Below are 17,702 nucleotides of genomic sequence, written 5' to 3' on the forward strand. Positions count from 1 at the left end.
ATCATGGCAGACCGCATTGAACTCACCGGCCTGGAATGCTTTGGCTACCACGGCGTCTTTGAGGAAGAAAAGCGTACCGGCCAGCCTTTCATCGTGGATATCACCTGTTGGTCCGATTTCGCCGAGGCCGCCGCTACCGATGATCTGACCAAGACCATCAATTACGCCGAGCTTGCCGACGTCGCTGCAAACATCATCGAAGGCCCCGCCCGCGACCTCATCGAGACCGTCGCTAGCGAGGTGGCCGATACCATCATGGCCATCTTCGAGGGCCTGCACGCCGTCGAGGTCACGCTTCATAAGCCGAAGGCACCGATTCCGCGCACTTTTGCCGATGTCGCAGTGGTCGCCCGCCGCTCCCGCAAGCACGCGAGGACGCTCTAATGCGCGCGGTGCTATCCATCGGATCCAATATGGATGACCGCGTGAAGCTATTGCGCACGGTATTCGACGAATTCGCCGGCGACATTGTTGCCGCCTCGCCGGTCTATGCCACCCCGCCGTGGGGAGTAACGGACCAGGATGAATTCCTCAATGCCGTGCTCATTGTGGATGTGGACGAGTCACCCAAGGAACTGCTGCGCCGCGGGCAGAAGCTCGAGGAGGCCGCGGAGCGGGTGCGGTTGCGTCACTGGGGCCCGCGCACGTTAGACGTAGACATCGTGGACATCGAGGGATACACCTCCGATGACCCGGAGCTCACCGTCCCGCATCCTTATGCCCACGAGCGCGCCTTCGTGCTGATTCCCTGGTTGGCGGCCGATGGTGGTGCTAGGTTGAGTGGGGAGGGCGTCGCCAAGCGGGTGGCAGCACTCGACCCGAAGGAGCGCGCCGATATTCGCCGGTTGGGCATGATGGAGGAGCTATGAAACGGACCTCGTTGGGTGCCCTCATTGGCACCGGGGTCTTCTTTGCCGCCGCCGCGGCCATCCTCACTACGCGCTTTTATGGCTCCATGCTGCACATCCCAGTGACGGTTTCGGCCACGCTGTGGCTCATGGCGGTCATCTGCTTAGTGCTGACCTGGAAGGTGGACCAAGCCACCGAGGACGAGCATGGCATCGGCCTAGATAGTTCGCAGCTTAATCCCATGACCATCACGCAGTTCATGCTGGTGGGCAAGGCCTCGGCGTGGACCGGAGCCATCGTGGGGGGAATCTATGCAGGCGTGGCCGTCTACGTTATCCCCAACGCCGGCACGCTTGCGGCCGCCTCCGATGACCTGGTGGGGGTCATTGCCTCGGCGCTCGGTGGCCTTGCCATGTGCGCTGCTGGCCTGCGGCTGGAGCGACACTGTGAGACCCCGCCCCCACCAGATGGGGTACAAACGGTACATTAGTGAGCATGACTGAGCCGCGCTCTTCTTCTCACACTACTTCCGCCAAGACGTCCAAGCCGGATCTGGGCCAGATCGGGCTCATCGTCCTCGTGGTGCTGGCCGTCCTAGCCAGCATCGTCATGCTGATTTCCGGCTCTGCCGCAGCGCTAAAGATTGCACTCATCGCCGCCCTATGGGCCGCTGTGCTCGGCTTCTTCCTAGTGATGCGCTACCGCCGCCAGGCCGAAGAATCCGTGACCAAGCTGGAACTGCAGGAGCGCGCCCACCGCGCCGAGCTGAAGCAAGCCCGCGCGGCCGATGGCCAGCCCCTACCGGACCAGGAACTGCTCGATGAGATCCGCACCGAGCTGGCGTCCATCCGCAAGCAGATTGAGGATCTTTCCGGCCACGAATTCACCTATGAGCCGGCCGCCCTACACGCAGAAGCCCGCCGCATCATGCAGCTGGAGGCCCAGACCGCGGCCGCCGCGCGCCCGGATGCGGAGGAAGGCAACGTGGACTTCACCCAGTCTTCTTCCGGCGCCCCGTCCGCCGATGCTATCGCCGGCCGCCTGGGGAACCAGCCGTCCGCGGCGCACGCTGAGTCCAACCCACTCAATGACATCATTAGTGAAAAGACGCGCGCGCAGCGTACCTCCGGCAAGTCTTCTGGCGCCTCTACCTTTAATACCGGCGGTTTCCAGGCCGTGCGCTGGGATACCGGTGGCGATGACTCCCTGAAGACCACCCACGCTTCCGCCTCCAGCGAGCACCACGGCAGCCACCGTAAGCCGGAGGCTGCGACCACGGCCAATGACGAGACCCAGGACATCCCGCAGCAGCCGGCATCGCAGCGCGATGAGCGCGCGGAGTACCCGGGCTCCGGCCAGCACGTGGCCCCAGAAAAGTCCGAGCCAGTACGCCAGAAGGCGGCCCGCTCGCATCATCGCGCGGCTGCTGAGGAGCCGGAGTCGCGTGGCCGCCGCCGCAGCGACGATAAGCGCGAGGGCGCGGTCTCCGTGGCCGAGCTGCTGGCCCAGGCAAAGAATAAGAAGGATAAATAAATGCGCCCGCCACGCATGCGGGTAGCTCTCTTTGGCCGTAGCTTGGCCGGTTTTACCTTGGCCAATGCCATGGAACGCGCCGGCCATGAGGTGCAGATGCTCTCGGATCCAGCCGAGCTTTCTTCCTTCGAGACTCTCATTATCGCCGTGGGCGATGCCCGTCTGGAAGCTACCGTGGAGTTACTCGAGCCACACGTCCATCGCGGACTAATCGTCTTCCACACCTGCCTTTCGCGCGGAGTGCAGGTATTGGATCCCCTGGAAACCCACGGCTGCGTTGTCGCGGCGCTCGCCCCATTTACACTTAAGCGCTGGGCGGTGACCACCCTGGATGAGTTGGGCGAGACCGTGGTGGAACTTAATATCGCCGAGTTTTACGCAGAGACCGTAGCGCTTTCCGACGCCGAACGTGCCCCCTTTGCCGCCCGCGCCTACTACGCCGAAATGCTGCGGCGCTTGCATATCTCTGCGGCGGTTGATGCTCATTTCCTCTCGCCCTCAGAAGAGCCACCCCTGGTGGGTGAGGACATGGACACCGAAGAAATTATCGCCGCCTACCGCGGCGCCACTGACCCCGGCTTGCGGCGCAGCTACGTGGAAGTTGCCCGCCGCCTAGGAGAGGTGGACGGCCGCGAAGAGTTAGAAATGTGGGCCCTACAAGAGGAGAGCCGATGAGCCTGGAGCTGGGAAACGCTACCGTCATCAACGATATTGAGCGCATCCGCATGGTCGGTAGTGCTTTTCACAAGACTGGCCGGCCGGTCGCCTTCGTGCCGCTGACTACCGGTGTGCACGCCGGTCATATCGCGCTGGTGCGCGCGGCGAAGCGCATCCGGGGCGCCGTTACCGTCGTGGCCCTGCAGTCCCCGCAGAAGGAGGACCTTGAGCTTCTGCGGGCCGAAGGAGTGGACATCGTGTGGGAGTACTCGCCCGAGTCCTTGTGGCCACACGGACGCCGCATCGCCGTAGCACCGGCCGACGCCGCCACCGCTCTCGAGCCGGATCTCAGCGGGGATCTCACGCTTTACCTCGCGCTCATTTTGACGCTTGCGCCAACCGACGTCCTTTTAGGCGAGAAGGACTACGAGCTTCTCCTTGCCATCCACCATGCGGTCCAGGACTTCCACCTAGGAGTCCGTGTGCAAGGCGTACCCGCTGTGCGCATGCCCGACGGCGTGGTAATGAGCCTGCGCAATACCCACGTGCCGGCCGAATCCCGCGAGCAGGCCGCGGCACTATCTGCCGCGCTCACCGCTGGCGCGCACGCCGCCGAGGCCGGTGCGCAGAAGGTACGTGAGGTTGCCGCGGAGGTGCTTCGCGCCGCGGGGGTTGAACCCGAGTATCTCGAGGTGCGCGGTCGAGATTTAGGGGCCCCTCCCGTAGAAGGTGATGCCCGCCTGCTTGTTGCCGCGACAATCGGTGGCGTCCGGCTCATCGATAATGTGGGCCTGCCGCTGGGCATCGGTTTTAATAATATTGAAGAACACGAAGCCAAGGCCGAGCTCGAACGCGAACAGCAACGCGAGCAACAGCGCGCACAAGATGCCGCTTCCCAACAGCTATCGGAGGACTAATGACCGATATCCAGATCCGCGACCTAGACCCGCGCGATGAACCCCAGGCCATTTCCTTTGCCATTGAAGGCATGCATCTGCACTGGTTTGTGAAAAATCCTCGCTTCGAGCGCGCCTATGGCCGCTATTTTTGGGATTTAGAGCGCGCCAAGGCCACCGATATCTTGGCCGCTTACGATGGCGACCGCTTCCTCGGCGTGCTGCTGGCCTCCATGAAGGGCAAGCCCGCGTTGCCATATCCGTGGTGGCGCAAGGCATTTGTCCGCGCGGTGGAAATCTTTAATAATCTGCGCCCGGGCGGGCACCGCGATGATTACGATGCCGCCAATCAGGACATGCTGCTCAAGTACTTGGGCAAGCACCCCATTGATGGCGAAATCGGTTTCCTCGTCGCGGATCCCAATTCCGGCGTGAGCGGCGTGGGCACGGCACTACTTGAGGCCTTCGAATCCCGCCATTCCGGGAAGAATATCTACCTGTTTACCGATGACGGCTGCACTTATCAGTTCTATGACGCCCGCGGCTTTAGCCAGGTAGGCGAGCGCACCATCGCGGTCAACGAGGACCGCGACTTGGTGTGCATGCTCTATGTGCGGCGCTTGGGCGCACCGCAGACCTAGCGCGCCAAGGCCCCCATCGGGTCCCAGGCCGGCAGGGTAGTCACGGACTCGGACTGCAAAGCCGCTTGGTATTGCTCCGGCAGTCGGGAAGGGTGCACGGCGATTTCGAAGACGAACTCATCGAACCAGTCATCGGCCATGGTCCAAAAGCCCTTATCGGCCTTCTTTGGACCCCAGGAATTCTCCACGCGCCAGCTTTGTACTGCGCCGCCTTCGGCGATATCGGCGCCGGTAAATACCATCGCGTGGGTCATCATGGACTCGTGCAGGCGCAAACGCTGTGCCTTGTCCAGATCCATCTCCACGCCGTAGAAGGCCTCATAATCGTGCAGCTGCTTGGCCCACACGCCGTGCTCATCATCGGATTGCTGGTCAGTATCGCAGCCGAACCACACCGGCTGGCCATCGTTGATGGAGTCACGCGCGGCATCGCGCAGCACCTCCACCGGCGCGTTCAGATAGGTTACGCGCTCGCCGGCCACATTGCCCAGGTATTCCACGGTGTAGAGCTTGCCGTAGGCATTGCGGGGATCATTGACCACGCACACGTACTCACTGAGGTCTGCGGGCAGGTATTCCTTGGCAAACTCCTGCGGGGTAAAGGTGCCCGCGCGGTGGAACTCATCATCCTTATCGCGATATTGCCAGACAAAGTCCTCCGGCGGCAGGCCCAGGTCGGCGGTGAGGATACGGTAGACGTCGGCAAGCGCCTGCTTGTGCGCGCCCTCTTCGCCCCTGCGGATCCGGTGCGCGGCGCGGCGCAGCACGGTCTGCAGGTTATGGTTCAACATCACCGTGGCCTCCGAAGAAGCGGTTTCCGGCATGGCGTACTGCGGTACTACACCGTATTTTTCCACCAGTGCGACAAACATGGACCACTGGCCGCCGTCATCGATCGGATCATCCATGAGCTTGGTTACGGTGCGGTCCGTAATATCGCGGTCCTTCAGCTCAGCCATGGCGCTAAGGAACCAATTGGCCTTCTCGAGCTTGTCAAAGAAGTAAATATAGGTCTGGGAAAGCTCAAAATCTTTAAGCTTGGCCTTGTCCATCAGCCCACCGCGCAGGGAATTCAGGCCGGCAAAAATCCAGCAGCGGCCCGAAGCCTTCTGGTCGGCCACGCCCCAGGAATCTAGCTTATGGCTGGTCACCCGGTTAAGGGTGTGCAGTACCTCGCGGTCGAGGCTGAGCTTATCGACGCCTTCCTGAGCCACCCCATTGCGTACCAAGCGCAGCGTGGCATCACTGGCGAGCTCAGCATTGGCGGCATGAACCTCGTTCGGGTTAATCTCGGTCATTTCTCGATTCTCCTTAGTTCATCCGGTCCCAGAGGGGAAGCTCAATCGGTTTGGTATCTAGCGCCTGAGAAAGCTCATCGCTCAGGTGCTCCTTGCGCACGGCGATGTGGAAGACGTTCTGGTCAAACCAGGCATCGGACATGGTGGCAAAGCCCTTGCCGGGCACATCCTCGCCGTCTTCCTTGCGTGGTGGCTTGGAGCCCCAAGAGTTCTCCACGCGCCAAGCTCGGTCCCCATCCACACCGGTGAGCGCCATCGCGTGGGTAGGCGCGGTCTCGCCGGAGGTAAAACGCTCCTCCTTAGTCATGGTGGAATCGATGCCGTAGAGGCCATCGGTATCCACCAGTCCCTCGTCCCATACGCCGTTGAGGAAAGAGAATTGACGGTTGACGTCGCAGCTAAACCACACCGGCTCGCCGGCGGCTAGGCTGCGCTTGGCGGTCTCCTTGAGCTCTTCCACGGTGACGTTTAAGTACTCTTGTGGCGCGCCACCCAGCACATTGCTTTCATCAGCGCTGCTAAATACGCGATGCTTGGGGTTGGTGGAACGGGGGTCATCAGCCAGCACCACGAACTCGTCGAGGTGGGGTAGGTATTTCTTGGCAAACTCGCGCGGGGTGGAGTGCAGGCGCACGAATTGCTCGTCCTTGGTGCGATACGCCCAGGTAAATTCCTCGGGCGGGGTGCCCAGGTGGATGGCCAGGATGCGGTGGAAATCTTTGCGTGCCTGAGCAAGGATGTCCTCGCGCGGGCCATCTAGCGCGGCGGCGCGACGCACCACCGTGGCGAGATCGCGGTTCATTTCCGCGGTATGTCCAGACGAGCGGACCTCCGGCATGACCTCGGCAGGTACCACGCCGTACTTGGCCACCAGGTTGCTAAAGAAGCACCACCAGCCGCCGTCGGCTCCAGCGTGGTCGAGCACTGCGGCCACGGTGCGCTCATCCCAACCAGCGTCCTTTTTATCCAGCAGCTGATTGAGAACCAGGTTGGCCCGCTCCAGCTTGTCAAAATACTGCAGATAGGTGAAGGAAAACTCGAAATTATCTACGTTGAGTTCCTGCGCAGCGCGGTGGCGGAAGACGTTTAACGCAGCGAACATCCAGCAGCGGCCGGAACGCTTTTGATCCGTTACATCCAAGCTATCCAGCTTGGTTTCCGTGGTGGGGTATAAGGCGGTAATGCGGTCGCGGTCAAGCGCCGCCTTGGCCGCGCCAACGTTGGTGATGGCGTTGCGGGCCAGCCGCAGCCGTGAATCGGCCGCAGCCTCCTTGCGCAACTGGGACAGGTATTCCTTGGTGAGCAAAGTCATATTTCGGTTTTAGCAGACTAGAAATCCTGATGGGGCTGGTTGGGAGAAGAGCTAGAGAAATTCCGCCAGCTTTTCGACGGCCCCCGGAGTCCCCACTTCCTCCGGCAGCCACGGAACCTCGCGCACTGGGGTCTGCGGGAGCTTGGCGCGCAGAAGTGCGAGCGCCTCATCTTCGGCCGCGCGACGGGCGGCGAGGAATTCTCCCTGGTTGGCAGGGGTACGGCGGTTAACCAGCATGGACCCCACGCGCACGCCATTTCCGGTGAGGTCCGCGTGGAACTCGGCTGACTCGAGTACGGGCAGGCGCTCGGCGGTAAGGACAATATGGAAGACCGTGCGCGGTGAAGTCAGCGCCGCGCGCAGCTGGGAAAAGCGCTCGCGCCGCTGGAAAAGAGTGGCGCGAATTTCCTGATTGCGCCGGTCCACGGGGTCATTATTCGCGCTGTTGCCGGGCGACATTCCGCGTACCAGTGAGCCAAATTTATCGGACTTCTCGCGCCGGGAAAGCAACCCATCGGTATAGGCGGCCATGATTTCTGGCAAAGCCATCAGCCGCGAGGTATGCCCAGACGGGGCGGTATCGAAGATGAGGAAATCGACGTCGGACTCTTCGCCGACGAGCGCCGCGATACGCTCCAATAGTGCTGCCTCCTGCGTGCCGGGCGATTGCCGGGCCAAGTCCAGGTGCTTTGTGACCTCGCCATGCAGATGCTCGGGCATGAAACGGCGCATCGCAGAACCTACCTGCGCAAGATGTTGTTCCGTGGCGCGCGCCGGGTCGATCTCGATGGCGGAGAGGGAAGGGGTGAGGGGCACGGGGGCATCGCCAAGCGCGGTGCCAAAGATGTGCCCCAGGTTGTGCGCTGGGTCCGTAGAGACCAAGCAGACGCGGTGATCACGGGACAGGCGCAGCGCGGTGGCGGTGGCCAAGGTGGTCTTGCCCACCCCGCCCTTGCCGCCAAAGAACATGATGGGGGCGGTCTCTAACAACATTGAATATTCTCCAGCGGGGATCTTTCCATTCCCATGCGCGTATGCCAGGCGTGGAAATCCTCATAGACCAACGGCAAAAGCTCCAGGGTGTAGTAACTGGCCGGGTTGGGAATGCCCAGAGCCTCCGAGGCCACCAGCATCATGAAGAGATCGTCTTCCTGCTGCTGAGCCCTGGCAAAACTGGCGCGGTACGGGGCCTGGTAGAACTCGTTGAGACCGGCCCCGAAAGCCCTAAGCTTGTCGAGCATGCTCGGGCAGCGGGGCGTCAAGATCAGCATCGGACCACTCCAGTGGAGCCTCCTTGCGGGCACGAGAGATGGCACCGACGGCCTCCACAATGACCCAGATGGTGGCCACCACGATGATGGCGTCCATGCAGAACAGCAGCCAGTTCTGGCTAGTAAATAGCGATTTTAGCTGCAGGAGCGCGGCCCACAGGGACATGGCGGTAACGAAGATGAGCGGGATGACCACTGGCCACGTCGGCCGACGTAAGTGGGTGAGGATGACTACCACGATGGCCAAGGAGAGTCCTGCCATGAGCTGGTTGGTGGTGCCGAATAGCGGCCAGATGGTCATGCCGCCCGAGCCATCCACGCCGGCGGAGAAGGTCAGCCCAAAGGCCAAGCTCACCGCAATGACGGTGGCGGCCAAAGCCTTGATGCGTACGCCTATGATTTCGCCGATTTCTTGGACCACCAAACGCTGCAGGCGCACACCCGAGTCCATAGTGGTGGCCGCAAAAAGCACGGCCATGGTGGCCAAGATGGTGCCGGAAAGCGAGGTAGGAATACCCAAGCCCTCATTCATGAGCGCGCCGCCGCCTTGCACGAAGGCATCCACGCCGCCGGCGTTCCACTCGGAGTAGATTTCTTCCCACTGCGCGGCGGTCTTGAAGCCAGCGGTAGTAGCGATGATGGTGCCCAGTGCGAGCAGGCCCTCGCCCACGGCGCCGAAGTAGCCCACAAAGCGCACGTCGGTTTCTTTATCCACCTGCTTGGAAGAGGTGCCGGAGGCCACCACGCCGTGGAAACCGGAGACGGCGCCGCAGGCGATAGTGACAAAGAGCAGCGGAAAGATGCCCGGGGTGCCGTCTGGTACGTTATCGCGCAACGCTGGCGCCATAATCGAGGGCCGAGTGATAAGGAAAGACCCGTACAAGATGGCCAAACCTACGAAAAGCTGTAGGCCGTTGATGTAATCGCGTGGCTGCAGCAACACCCATACTGGCAGCATCGAAGCGATGAAGGCGTAGATGAATAGCAAGATGATCCACACGCCATTGGCGGGAATCCCCAGGACGGTATCCGGCAAGACCACGGGAACGCGGTCACCGATGATCATCAGCGCGTAGAGCGCGATCACACCCACGATAGATACCAGCGGTAGGTTCCACTTCAGGCGGTAGATGGCTTGGCCGATAAGTAGCGCGACGGCGATGGCGCCCCACGTGGGAATGACGGCCGTGGGAGTGGATACCAACAGGTTGGAGATGACCACTGCGAAGGCAGTATTCACCATCAAAAGCAACAGGAAAATGACGATGAGGAAGAGGTTGCGCCCGCGCTTGCCGATATAGCGCCCAGACAAGGTACCAATGGATTGGCCCTTGTGGCGTTGGGAGGCCCACAGAGCGCCGAGATCGTGCAAACCTGCGAAGAAGATGGTGCCGATGGTCACCCAGAGAAAGGCCGGTACCCAGCCCCAGATAACGGCTACGGCAGGACCGATGATCGGTGCTGCACCCGCTACGGAAGTGAAGTGGTGCCCCCACAGGACGTATTTATTGGTCGGGACATAATCCACGCCGTCTTCCATGGTGTGGGCCGGGGTGGAGTAATTCGGGGATAGCCGGAAAATTCTTCGCCCTAGGAATTTGGAGTAGAGCAGATAGCCGGCGACCATCATCGCGATACCGATGACGGCGAGGACAAGAGAGTTCATAGTGTGTGTCTCCTCATAGACGGGCAGGTGGCGTGCATCACACGTGCGAATAGTATGCCATAACTCACATATGTGTTTGCCTGTGGGGGAGACCGATGGGTGGATTTATATTTGAAGGGTACCCGGAGACTTTTGGTTCAGTCGCCGTGGATAGACGAAAGCGCGGCCCTTGCTCGAGCAGGAACAAGGGCCGCGTGGTGGGTACTTAAACCAGGTGGTGGTTACTTCTTATCGACGCCGATATTGCCGTCCTTCTTCCACACCACAACCACTGCCGGGCGTGGGGTGGACTTGCCACCGTCAGGCCAGTGAGAGGTCTGCTTTTCAAAGGTGGCATCATCGGTTTCACCTGGGTGCTGGACGTTGACCATCACGCGCTCATCGGTGACGATGGGGCCACAGGTCTCGGCACCTGCCGGAACGGTAAGGAAGCACTTCAGCTCACCGCGGGTATCGCCCTCGGTGGTCACCGCGTAGAGGCCATCGTTGGACTCCAACGCGTTACCGTCGGTGGAGATCCACAGATTGCCGTGGCTATCGAAGGCCAGGTTATCCGGGCAGGAAATCGGGGAGACCTTCTCCTTGTCAAAACCACCGAAGTAGGTATTAGCCTCCTTCGGATCGCCACAGACCAAGAAGAGGTTCCAGGTGAACTTCTCGCCAGCGTGGGCATCTTCAATCTCCATGACCAGGCCGTTCTTGTTCTCCTTGATAGGAGCCCATTCCATAGGCTCTTCCTTGTTCTTCTTGGCGTTCTCGCCGGTAGCGCCACGGTACTTATTGTTGGTCAGGGCAACGTAGACCTTCTCCGAGTCTGGGTGGACCTGCATATCCTCAGGGCGGTCCATCTTGGTCGCGCCCACCTTATCGGCGGCCTCACGGGTGTAGACCGCAACCTCTTCTGCAGACATGCCGTCGACGTGGGACTCGAACTTATTGTTTTCCGTATCGGAGGTCAGCAGCTTAATCCACTTGCCCTCGCCGTCGAAGGCACCGTCTTCGGGCAGTACGCCGGAGCCGTCAATCTCGTCGGCTGGGGAGTTGCCCTCTACCTTGGCTACGTACAAGGTGCCGTGGTCCAAGATGGTGAGGTTGTGCTCGATGTCGCCCTCTTTGTACTTCTTGGTGGAGATGAACTTGTAGATGTACTCGAAGCGGGAGTCATCGCCGGCGTAGCACACCACGGTGCCATCGGAGGCGATGTGGATGTTGGCGGCCTCGTGCTTGAATCGGCCCAGAGCGGTGTGCTTGACCGGGGTGGACTTAGGATCTAGTGGGTTAATCTCGACGATCCAGCCGAAGCGGTTCGGCTCGTTCGGCTCCTTGGAGACGTCGAAACGCTTATCAAAGCGCTCCCACTTGCGCTGGGACTCGCCATCTTCCATGCCGAAGCGCTCTAGGGACTCCTGCGCCTTCTTGTCATCCAGCTTGGCGTGAGCGAAGTACTGGTCAAAGTTCTCTTCGCCGGAGAGCATGGTGTTCCACGGGGTGATGCCACCGGAGCAGTTACTCAGAGTGCCCTTGACCTTCTTGCCCGTCTTATCGGCGGAGGTCTTTACAAAATCGGAACCGGCAGCCGGGCCGACCAAGGTGAATTCGGTGGTGGCGGTAATGCGGCGGTTGAGCGGGCCAAACTCGCGCTTGAGCTCACCGGTGTTTCCTACCTTGGATACTTCCACGATGGAGTGGCCGTGGCCAGCCCAGCCAATCTTGGCCTGCTCTTCGGTGGGGTTGTCCGCATCGTAGTTGGGGAACATCTGCGGCTCGGTGGTGTACTCGTGGGAGCAAACGTAGATAAGGCGGTTGTCATCGTCCGGGTGCTCGATGAGGCCGGCGAAGTCATTGTTGAATCCGAACTGCTTCTCTGCTGCCTCGGCGGTCTGATTCTTGTCATCGAATTCCGGCGCGTCCTTAAACAGCGGATCGCCCCACGCGATGAGCACGGACTGCTCGTAGCCATCCGGGATGACTACTTCGTCCTTTTCATTCGGCTGTACTGGGTCAAACTTCATGCCCTCTGCGGAGGTTAGCTCGACGTTCGCCTCAGAGGTCTTGCCGCCCTTGCCCTCGGAAGAAGACGCCTCAGTAGAAGCATCGTCTGGGCTAGAGCAGGCAGCCAGCGCGGCGCCGCCGCCGACGGTTACGACGGACAGGCTGCCCGCGCGCAGGGCGGTACGACGGGAGAACTGGTCACCGAAGTACGGGTTATCGGACTTGTTCTCGCACTCTCCAAAGCAGGCATTACCGCACTTGTAGGTGCAAGTCAGGCTGGAACGAGAGGATGTGAAGAGACTAGAGAGAAGATTGCGGCCCTTAAGCGCCATGGGTAGTGCTCCAAAAATGTCGAAAAATATTGATTACATATGGGGACAGTCATATATAAAAGGTCATCTTCGTAACTGTGTGTTGACCCCGAGGTGACAGTGAAGTGAATTATGCGTAAATCCTTTCCCGGGAGAGGGTGGCGTGGGCTAAATCGCGTGCTGCGGTGGGGATCGACTACCCTTGGCTAACGTGAGCGAGCAGAAGAATAATGAAGTAAACGATGTCCCTGAGCAGCTGCGCATCCGCCGCGAAAAGCGCGATCGCCTGCTGGAATCCGGCGTAGAGGCCTACCCGGTAACCGTTGAGCGCACCATCTCTTTAAAGGATTTGCGCCATGATTTCCGCGTCGTGGCTGAAGGCGAAGAGCCTGGCAACGAAGAGGGCGTAACCTACCTGGCCCCTGGTGAGGAAACCGAGGTCACCCATGCCATTGCCGGTCGCCTTATTTTTATGCGCAATACCGGCAAGCTGTGCTTCGCCACCTTGCAAGATGGCGATGGCACCCAGGTGCAGGCCATGCTTTCCCTCGCAGAGGTAGGCAAAGAGCGTCTCGACGCCTGGAAGTCCGACGTCGACTTGGGCGATTTCATCTCCGTGCGCGGCCGCGTGATTTCTTCGCGCCGCGGCGAGCTGTCCATCATGGTCTCCGAATGGACCATGGCCGCTAAGTCCTTGCGCCCGTTGCCGGTGTCCTTCGCCGATATGGCTGAAGATACCCGCGTGCGCCAGCGCTATAACGACCTCATTATCCGCGAAGATGCCCGCAAGAACGCCATGATTCGCGTCAAGGTCATGCGCGCGCTGCGCAATTACCTGGAAAGCCAGGACTTTGTAGAAATCGAGACCCCGATGCTGCAGACCCTGCACGGTGGCGCAGCCGCTCGCCCGTTTATCACCCACTCCAATGCGCTGGATATTGACCTCTACCTGCGCATCGCTCCAGAGTTGTACTTGAAGCGCGCGGTCGTGGGCGGCATTGACCGCGTCTTTGAAATCAACCGCAACTTCCGCAATGAGGGCGTTGACCGCTCCCACTCGCCAGAGTTCGCCATGCTGGAGACCTACGCTGCGTGGGGCGATTACAACGATTGTGCCCGCATGACGCGTGAGTCCATCCAGGCTGTTGCCCGCGATGTCTTCGGCTCGACCACCGTCACCCTTGCCGATGGCACCGAGTTCGATTTCGGTGGCGAAGAATGGCCGGAAATCGAGATGTACCCCTCCCTGAATGAGGCCCTGCAGCGTAAGTTCCCGGGCCAGCCGGAGGTCACCATCGATACTGACGTCGAGACGCTCAAGGGCATTGCAGACGTCATTGGTCTCGACGTCCCTAAGGACGGCGGCTGGGGCCACGGCAAGTTGGTCGAGGAAATCTGGGAGGTCCTGTGCGAGGACCAGCTCGAAGGCCCTATCTTTGTCAAGAATTTCCCGGTTGAGACCTCCCCGTTGACCCGCCAGCACCGTTCCGAGCCGGGCGTGACCGAAAAGTGGGACCTCTACGTGCGCGGTTTCGAGCTGGCAACCGGCTACTCCGAGCTCGTGGACCCGGTTATCCAGCGCGAGCGCTTTGAGGATCAGGCCCGCCTGGCCGCCGGTGGCGATGATGAGGCCATGGTGCTGGATGAGGACTTCCTCGCGGCTATGGAGCAGGGCATGCCGCCTACAGCCGGTACGGGCATGGGCATGGACCGTCTACTCATGGCCTTGACTGGCCTGGGCATCCGCGAAACCGTGCTCTTCCCGCTGGTCAAACCCGAGCAGAAGTAGCACCTAGCGTCCTATCGCTTGGCCGTCAGCCCGCGCGGGCTGACGGCTTTGCTATTTCCTGCTCATGTTCGTTCCTGCACCCCTGCTGCAAAAGACCAGCGCAGTTTCTCACCGCATGGAAAAATGCGAGGCATGAAAAGAATTCTCCCTATCCTTGCCCTACCTGTATTGGCCGTTGGGCTTGCGTCATGTTCCTCTGCTGACAGTAACGAGGAAGCGCCCCAATTCCGTCCACGGATGACCGAAAGCACCGCAACTAGCTCGGCGGAAGCTTCCTCCCCAGAGAGCACAGCGGAAGAAACTACCGAATCAGAAAAGAAGGTGGATTCCTCGGGGCTGACCATGCGTTCGGCCGAGGACTTTTTGGCGAAGGGCCCCGAATACGCGCAGTCGAAGGCGTGGGGAGTTAAAAGTCCCGATGGAAAAGTTTCGTGCTCCTTTAAAGAGCTCTCCGCAGGCCCGTGGTGCACCGTGCAGTTCGCAGATCCACCCCTAATGCCAGACCCAAACCAGCCGCAGTGGGAGGCTAATATGGTCAGCTTCAAAAAGGGGGAGGGATTCTTCCCATCTGGCGCGGTGGATCCAGGTGATATGACTCCGTCGAAACAGCTCAAGGCAGGGGAGAAGGTAGAAATTGAAGGCGTTACCTTCGAGGCACCAAACTCGGATGAGTTCACGGTCACAGCGAAGGGACATCATTTCACCGTAAAAGACAACGGTCAGTACTACTCCGATACCTTCCCACCTAAGCCCGATTCCAATGGCAACGCCAAAATGGGCACTATATGTGGGCAGATGGATACAAAATGGGGACGAAAGAACGTCTACGTGCAAGTCGATGGCACGAACTGCACCAAAGCTATGCAGGTCGTAGATAGCTACGTGAACCACGACTTTAAGCCGGAGGAAGTAAATACCCGCGGCTTCCTCAGGCTCGAAGGTTGGGCGTGCGATGTATCCGCGCCAAAGTTCTTAGATGACGCAAAGCCGGAAAACCGCTTGCCCAAATGCGTGGATTCGAGTGGCAGCGGGCGAGTAGTTCTCCTGGATATCTAAGTTTTTAGCGCACGAGTGGGCCGGCGGATTTATCGCCCCGCAGGCGCTTAATGATGTTCTCGGCCGAAATCAGGCACATTGGCACACCGACGCCCGGCACGGTGGTAGCCCCCGCATAGTAGAGGCCGTTTACCTTGCGTGAGGCATTGCGTCCGCGCAAAAACGCCGACTGTCGCAGCGTGTGTGCCGGTCCGATGGAGCCGGCCGACCAGGCATGGTAGCGCTCGGCAAAATCGGCCGGGCCGAGCGTGCGCTTGACGACGACCCTCTCTCGCAAATCCGGCACTCCGGCCGTGGCCGCGATGCGGTTGAGGGCGGCGTCGGCAATCGCAGCAACGCGCTCGGACTCCTCAGCGTGATAGGCATTGCCAAACCCGGGCGCCTCCGCGGCCGGCACCGGCACCAGAATGAAGAGATTTTCGTGGCCCTCGGGGGCGACACTTGGGTCGGTGGCGGAGGTCTTGGACACGTAGATGGACTCGGAGGCCCCCAACGGCCGGGAGGGCTCTGGGCCGGAATAGACGGCGCGGAAATCCGGATCCCAGTCCTTGCTAAAGAGCAACGTATGGTGTGCCAGCTCGGGCAGCTTGCCCTTCACCCCGGCCAAGATGAGCACGGTACCCAGGCCCGGATTGCGCCGACCCCAGTAACGCTCCGGGTAGGTGCGCAGCTGCGGCGGCAAAAGCTGGGTCTCGGTGTGGTGCAAGTCCGCTGCGGAGACCACGATATCGGCGTGGATGGCGCCCTTGTTCGTGCGCACGCCCGTTACCTGCCGATTAGATACCTTGATGGAGGTAACCTCCTCGCCCAAACGGAAGGTGGCGCCAAACTTCTTCGCTTGTCGGTAGACGGCCTGGACCACGGCGGCGAAACCACCTTGTGGGTAGCGCACCCCCTCCACCAGGTCGGTGTGGCTCATCAGGGAATATAGGGCTGGGGCGGCGGCCGGCTCGGAGGATAAAAAGACCGCCGGATAACTCAGAATCTGGCGCAGGCGGGCATCAGCAAAGCTACGGCCCACGTGCTGCTGCAGGTTTGCCGAAAGCAGAGCCACGAGGCGAGAAAGCCGGGCGCGAATATCGCGGTGCACCAAATTGAGCGGCGCGGAGAAGGTGGTGTAGAGGAAGTGCTCGAGTGCCATGTCATAGGTATCGCTGGCCTGCGCCAAGTACTGCCGGACCTTGTCTCCCGCGCCGGGTTCCAAGGACTCGAACAGCGCGGTGACTTCCTCGATACCGGAGTGCACGTCTACGGGTGCATCCCCGTGAAAAACACGGTAGGCGGGGGAGAGGTCCACCAGATCTAGCTCCGCCTCGGTAGAGGTGCCGCACAGCGCAAAGAAATGATCGAAAGCCTCGGGCATGAGATACCAGGACGGGCCCGTATCCCAGCGAAAGCCGTCTTCTGCAAAGCTGCCGGCGCGGCCTCCCACCTCATCCAGCGAGTCCACCACGGTGACCTCGTATCCTTCGCGGCCGAGCAAGGCGGCGGTGGCGAGTCCAGCGATGCCGGCTCCGATGACGACGGCGTGCATGACATTCTCCTTAATCTTCGGCTGGGTGTGGGGCGTGCTTGCTGTGGCCGAGGCGGCGCACTGCGCGGGCCGCTAACCAAGCCTTGGTGTGGTTGGGCACGGATACGCGCGTGGTGGCGAGGTCCGTAGCAGGGGTTGCGGCGAGGCGATTGGTCAGCTCGGCAAAGATATCCGCCGCCGCGCTCACACCAACCCGTGCGGAGGCAGGTAGCAAGTCGATGGTGAGCGCGGCGGTAGCAAGCTCCTGGCGGATCTCTGTGATGAGCGCGGACTTGGTGGCCTCATCAATCCGGCCGGATGGGGCCTGCTGAAAATAGGTGCGCCCCAAAGTAGAGCTATCCTCGCCCAAATCACGCAGGAAGTTTATCTTCTGGAATGCCGAACCTAGCGCGCGGGCGCCGCGTTCCATGGCAGTGCGGTCGGCGGGTGAAACGCTTTCCTCGGCTAGGAAAATCTGTAGGCACAAAAGCCCAATGACTTCCGCCGAGCCGTAGATATAGTCTTGCAGCTCGGCCGAAGAATACTCGCGTTGTTTAAGATCCGCGCGCATGGAGTGAAAGAAGGCAGCAAGGTACTCGCGGGGGAAGCCACAGCGACGCGCGGTTAAGGCATAAGCGTGGACCACGAGATCCGTGTGCAGTCGCTGCTGCGGTGCGGCCAGGATGGTTTTCTCGTAGGCATCCAATGCGGCGGCGGGGTCGGTGTGGGCTTGGGCAGCGGCGCCGTCGACAAGCTCATCGGCAATGCGCACCACCGCGTATAAGTGGCGGATATCGGCGCGCACCCGCCCGCGCAAGAGCCGCGTGGCCAGCGAGAAGCTGGTGGAGTAGCGCCCCATAACCTGTGCGGCCGCGCGGGAGGCCGCTTGGTCATAGCGAGTTAGCATATCTGTCAACG

General features: G+C 60.8%; 17 protein-coding genes. 9 read left to right on the plus strand and 8 right to left on the minus strand.

Annotated features, from left to right (window positions below; all coding sequences use genetic code 11):
* Window positions 1–3 precede the first annotated feature (3 nt).
* The 7 genes from folB to WMQ00_RS06180 are packed head-to-tail and all read left to right on the plus strand — an operon-like array spanning window position 4 to window position 4,576.
* Window positions 4–384, plus strand: coding sequence for a dihydroneopterin aldolase (gene folB, locus WMQ00_RS06150; RefSeq protein ID WP_284835460.1), 381 nt, complete (start codon window positions 4–6; stop codon window positions 382–384).
* On the plus strand, window positions 384–869 hold the full coding sequence (gene folK / locus WMQ00_RS06155; protein WP_340440775.1) for a 2-amino-4-hydroxy-6-hydroxymethyldihydropteridine diphosphokinase: 486 nt from the start codon (window positions 384–386) through the stop codon (window positions 867–869). Before folB ends, folK begins: the two co-directional genes overlap by 1 nt.
* Entirely contained in the window at window positions 866–1,339 is a 474-nt protein-coding gene (locus tag WMQ00_RS06160) for a DUF3180 domain-containing protein (protein WP_023019930.1), read from the plus strand. Before folK ends, WMQ00_RS06160 begins: the two co-directional genes overlap by 4 nt.
* A 5-nt stretch (window positions 1,340–1,344) precedes the next feature.
* The gene (locus WMQ00_RS06165) at window positions 1,345–2,382 is read left to right on the plus strand and encodes a cytochrome P450 (protein WP_239208083.1); all 1,038 of its coding nucleotides are present in this window, start codon (window positions 1,345–1,347) and stop codon (window positions 2,380–2,382) included.
* Window positions 2,383–3,057, plus strand: a complete 675-nt coding sequence (locus WMQ00_RS06170) for a 6PGD fold domain-containing protein (RefSeq protein WP_239205455.1) — start codon at window positions 2,383–2,385, stop codon at window positions 3,055–3,057.
* Window positions 3,054–3,956, plus strand: coding sequence for a pantoate--beta-alanine ligase (locus WMQ00_RS06175; protein WP_239208082.1), 903 nt, complete (start codon window positions 3,054–3,056; stop codon window positions 3,954–3,956). Before WMQ00_RS06170 ends, WMQ00_RS06175 begins: the two co-directional genes overlap by 4 nt.
* Entirely contained in the window at window positions 3,956–4,576 is a 621-nt protein-coding gene (locus WMQ00_RS06180; RefSeq protein WP_340440776.1) for a GNAT family N-acetyltransferase, read from the plus strand. The genes WMQ00_RS06175 and WMQ00_RS06180 overlap by 1 nt, the downstream gene beginning before the upstream one ends.
* On the opposite strand, the gene WMQ00_RS06185 is transcribed toward WMQ00_RS06180, so the two are convergent.
* From WMQ00_RS06185 to WMQ00_RS06210, 6 genes are all read right to left on the minus strand, one after another.
* On the minus strand, window positions 4,573–5,874 hold the full coding sequence (locus tag WMQ00_RS06185; RefSeq protein ID WP_340440777.1) for a C1 family peptidase: 1,302 nt from the start codon (window positions 5,872–5,874) through the stop codon (window positions 4,573–4,575). The genes WMQ00_RS06180 and WMQ00_RS06185 overlap by 4 nt on opposite strands.
* A gap of 13 nt (window positions 5,875–5,887) precedes the next feature.
* A complete protein-coding gene (locus tag WMQ00_RS06190; RefSeq protein WP_340440778.1) occupies window positions 5,888–7,186 on the minus strand; it encodes a C1 family peptidase in 1,299 nt (432 codons plus the stop codon).
* Between the two features lie 51 nt (window positions 7,187–7,237).
* On the minus strand, window positions 7,238–8,179 hold the full coding sequence (locus WMQ00_RS06195) for an ArsA family ATPase (RefSeq protein ID WP_340440779.1): 942 nt from the start codon (window positions 8,177–8,179) through the stop codon (window positions 7,238–7,240).
* On the minus strand, window positions 8,170–8,427 hold the full coding sequence (locus WMQ00_RS06200; protein ID WP_034655984.1) for a cory-CC-star protein: 258 nt from the start codon (window positions 8,425–8,427) through the stop codon (window positions 8,170–8,172). The genes WMQ00_RS06195 and WMQ00_RS06200 overlap by 10 nt, the downstream gene beginning before the upstream one ends.
* Window positions 8,411–10,123: a carbon starvation CstA family protein gene (locus WMQ00_RS06205; protein ID WP_340440780.1), complete on the minus strand. Its 1,713-nt coding sequence runs from the start codon at window positions 10,121–10,123 to the stop codon at window positions 8,411–8,413. Before WMQ00_RS06205 ends, WMQ00_RS06200 begins: the two co-directional genes overlap by 17 nt.
* Window positions 10,124–10,344: 221 nt before the next feature.
* Window positions 10,345–12,447 (minus strand): PhoX family protein, encoded by a 2,103-nt coding sequence (locus tag WMQ00_RS06210; RefSeq protein ID WP_340440781.1) that lies wholly within the window; start codon window positions 12,445–12,447, stop codon window positions 10,345–10,347.
* A 190-nt stretch (window positions 12,448–12,637) separates the two neighbouring features.
* On the opposite strand from WMQ00_RS06210, the gene lysS reads away from it, so the two are divergent.
* Both lysS and WMQ00_RS06220 read left to right on the plus strand, forming a co-directional pair.
* Window positions 12,638–14,215: a lysine--tRNA ligase gene (lysS, locus tag WMQ00_RS06215; protein WP_086588204.1), complete on the plus strand. Its 1,578-nt coding sequence runs from the start codon at window positions 12,638–12,640 to the stop codon at window positions 14,213–14,215.
* A gap of 237 nt (window positions 14,216–14,452) precedes the next feature.
* Window positions 14,453–15,271, plus strand: coding sequence for a hypothetical protein (locus WMQ00_RS06220; RefSeq protein ID WP_051138303.1), 819 nt, complete (start codon window positions 14,453–14,455; stop codon window positions 15,269–15,271).
* 4 nt (window positions 15,272–15,275) lie between these two features.
* Here WMQ00_RS06220 and crtI read toward each other — a convergent pair whose 3' ends face one another.
* Both crtI and WMQ00_RS06230 read right to left on the minus strand, forming a co-directional pair.
* Window positions 15,276–16,805, minus strand: coding sequence for a phytoene desaturase family protein (gene crtI, locus WMQ00_RS06225; protein WP_340440782.1), 1,530 nt, complete (start codon window positions 16,803–16,805; stop codon window positions 15,276–15,278).
* Window positions 16,806–16,815: 10 nt separating this feature from the next.
* Window positions 16,816–17,691: a phytoene/squalene synthase family protein gene (locus WMQ00_RS06230; protein ID WP_308766987.1), complete on the minus strand. Its 876-nt coding sequence runs from the start codon at window positions 17,689–17,691 to the stop codon at window positions 16,816–16,818.
* Window positions 17,692–17,702 lie beyond the last annotated feature (11 nt).

Origin of the sequence: Corynebacterium sp. KPL2825, from assembly GCF_037908445.1 — a bacterium.
Classification (GTDB): Bacteria; Actinomycetota; Actinomycetes; order Mycobacteriales; family Mycobacteriaceae; genus Corynebacterium; species Corynebacterium kefirresidentii.

Bases quoted from the DNA above. Each gene is read 5' to 3' on its own strand.
- WMQ00_RS06200 (WP_034655984.1), bottom strand. From the start codon at position 8,427: ATGCTCGACAAGCTTAGGGCTTTCGGGGCCGGTCTCAACGAGTTCTAC.
- WMQ00_RS06220 (WP_051138303.1), top strand. From the start codon at position 14,453: ATGACCGAAAGCACCGCAACTAGCTCGGCGGAAGCTTCCTCCCCAGAG.
- WMQ00_RS06230 (WP_308766987.1), bottom strand. From the start codon at position 17,691: ATGCTAACTCGCTATGACCAAGCGGCCTCCCGCGCGGCCGCACAGGTT.
- WMQ00_RS06190 (WP_340440778.1), bottom strand. From the start codon at position 7,186: ATGACTTTGCTCACCAAGGAATACCTGTCCCAGTTGCGCAAGGAGGCT.
- WMQ00_RS06185 (WP_340440777.1), bottom strand. From the start codon at position 5,874: ATGACCGAGATTAACCCGAACGAGGTTCATGCCGCCAATGCTGAGCTC.
- WMQ00_RS06165 (WP_239208083.1), top strand. From the start codon at position 1,345: ATGACTGAGCCGCGCTCTTCTTCTCACACTACTTCCGCCAAGACGTCC.
- WMQ00_RS06175 (WP_239208082.1), top strand. From the start codon at position 3,054: ATGAGCCTGGAGCTGGGAAACGCTACCGTCATCAACGATATTGAGCGC.
- WMQ00_RS06170 (WP_239205455.1), top strand. From the start codon at position 2,383: ATGCGCCCGCCACGCATGCGGGTAGCTCTCTTTGGCCGTAGCTTGGCC.
- WMQ00_RS06195 (WP_340440779.1), bottom strand. From the start codon at position 8,179: ATGTTGTTAGAGACCGCCCCCATCATGTTCTTTGGCGGCAAGGGCGGG.
- WMQ00_RS06160 (WP_023019930.1), top strand. From the start codon at position 866: ATGAAACGGACCTCGTTGGGTGCCCTCATTGGCACCGGGGTCTTCTTT.
- folB (WP_284835460.1), top strand. From the start codon at position 4: ATGGCAGACCGCATTGAACTCACCGGCCTGGAATGCTTTGGCTACCAC.
- WMQ00_RS06205 (WP_340440780.1), bottom strand. From the start codon at position 10,123: ATGAACTCTCTTGTCCTCGCCGTCATCGGTATCGCGATGATGGTCGCC.
- folK (WP_340440775.1), top strand. From the start codon at position 384: ATGCGCGCGGTGCTATCCATCGGATCCAATATGGATGACCGCGTGAAG.
- WMQ00_RS06210 (WP_340440781.1), bottom strand. From the start codon at position 12,447: ATGGCGCTTAAGGGCCGCAATCTTCTCTCTAGTCTCTTCACATCCTCT.
- WMQ00_RS06180 (WP_340440776.1), top strand. From the start codon at position 3,956: ATGACCGATATCCAGATCCGCGACCTAGACCCGCGCGATGAACCCCAG.
- crtI (WP_340440782.1), bottom strand. From the start codon at position 16,805: ATGCACGCCGTCGTCATCGGAGCCGGCATCGCTGGACTCGCCACCGCC.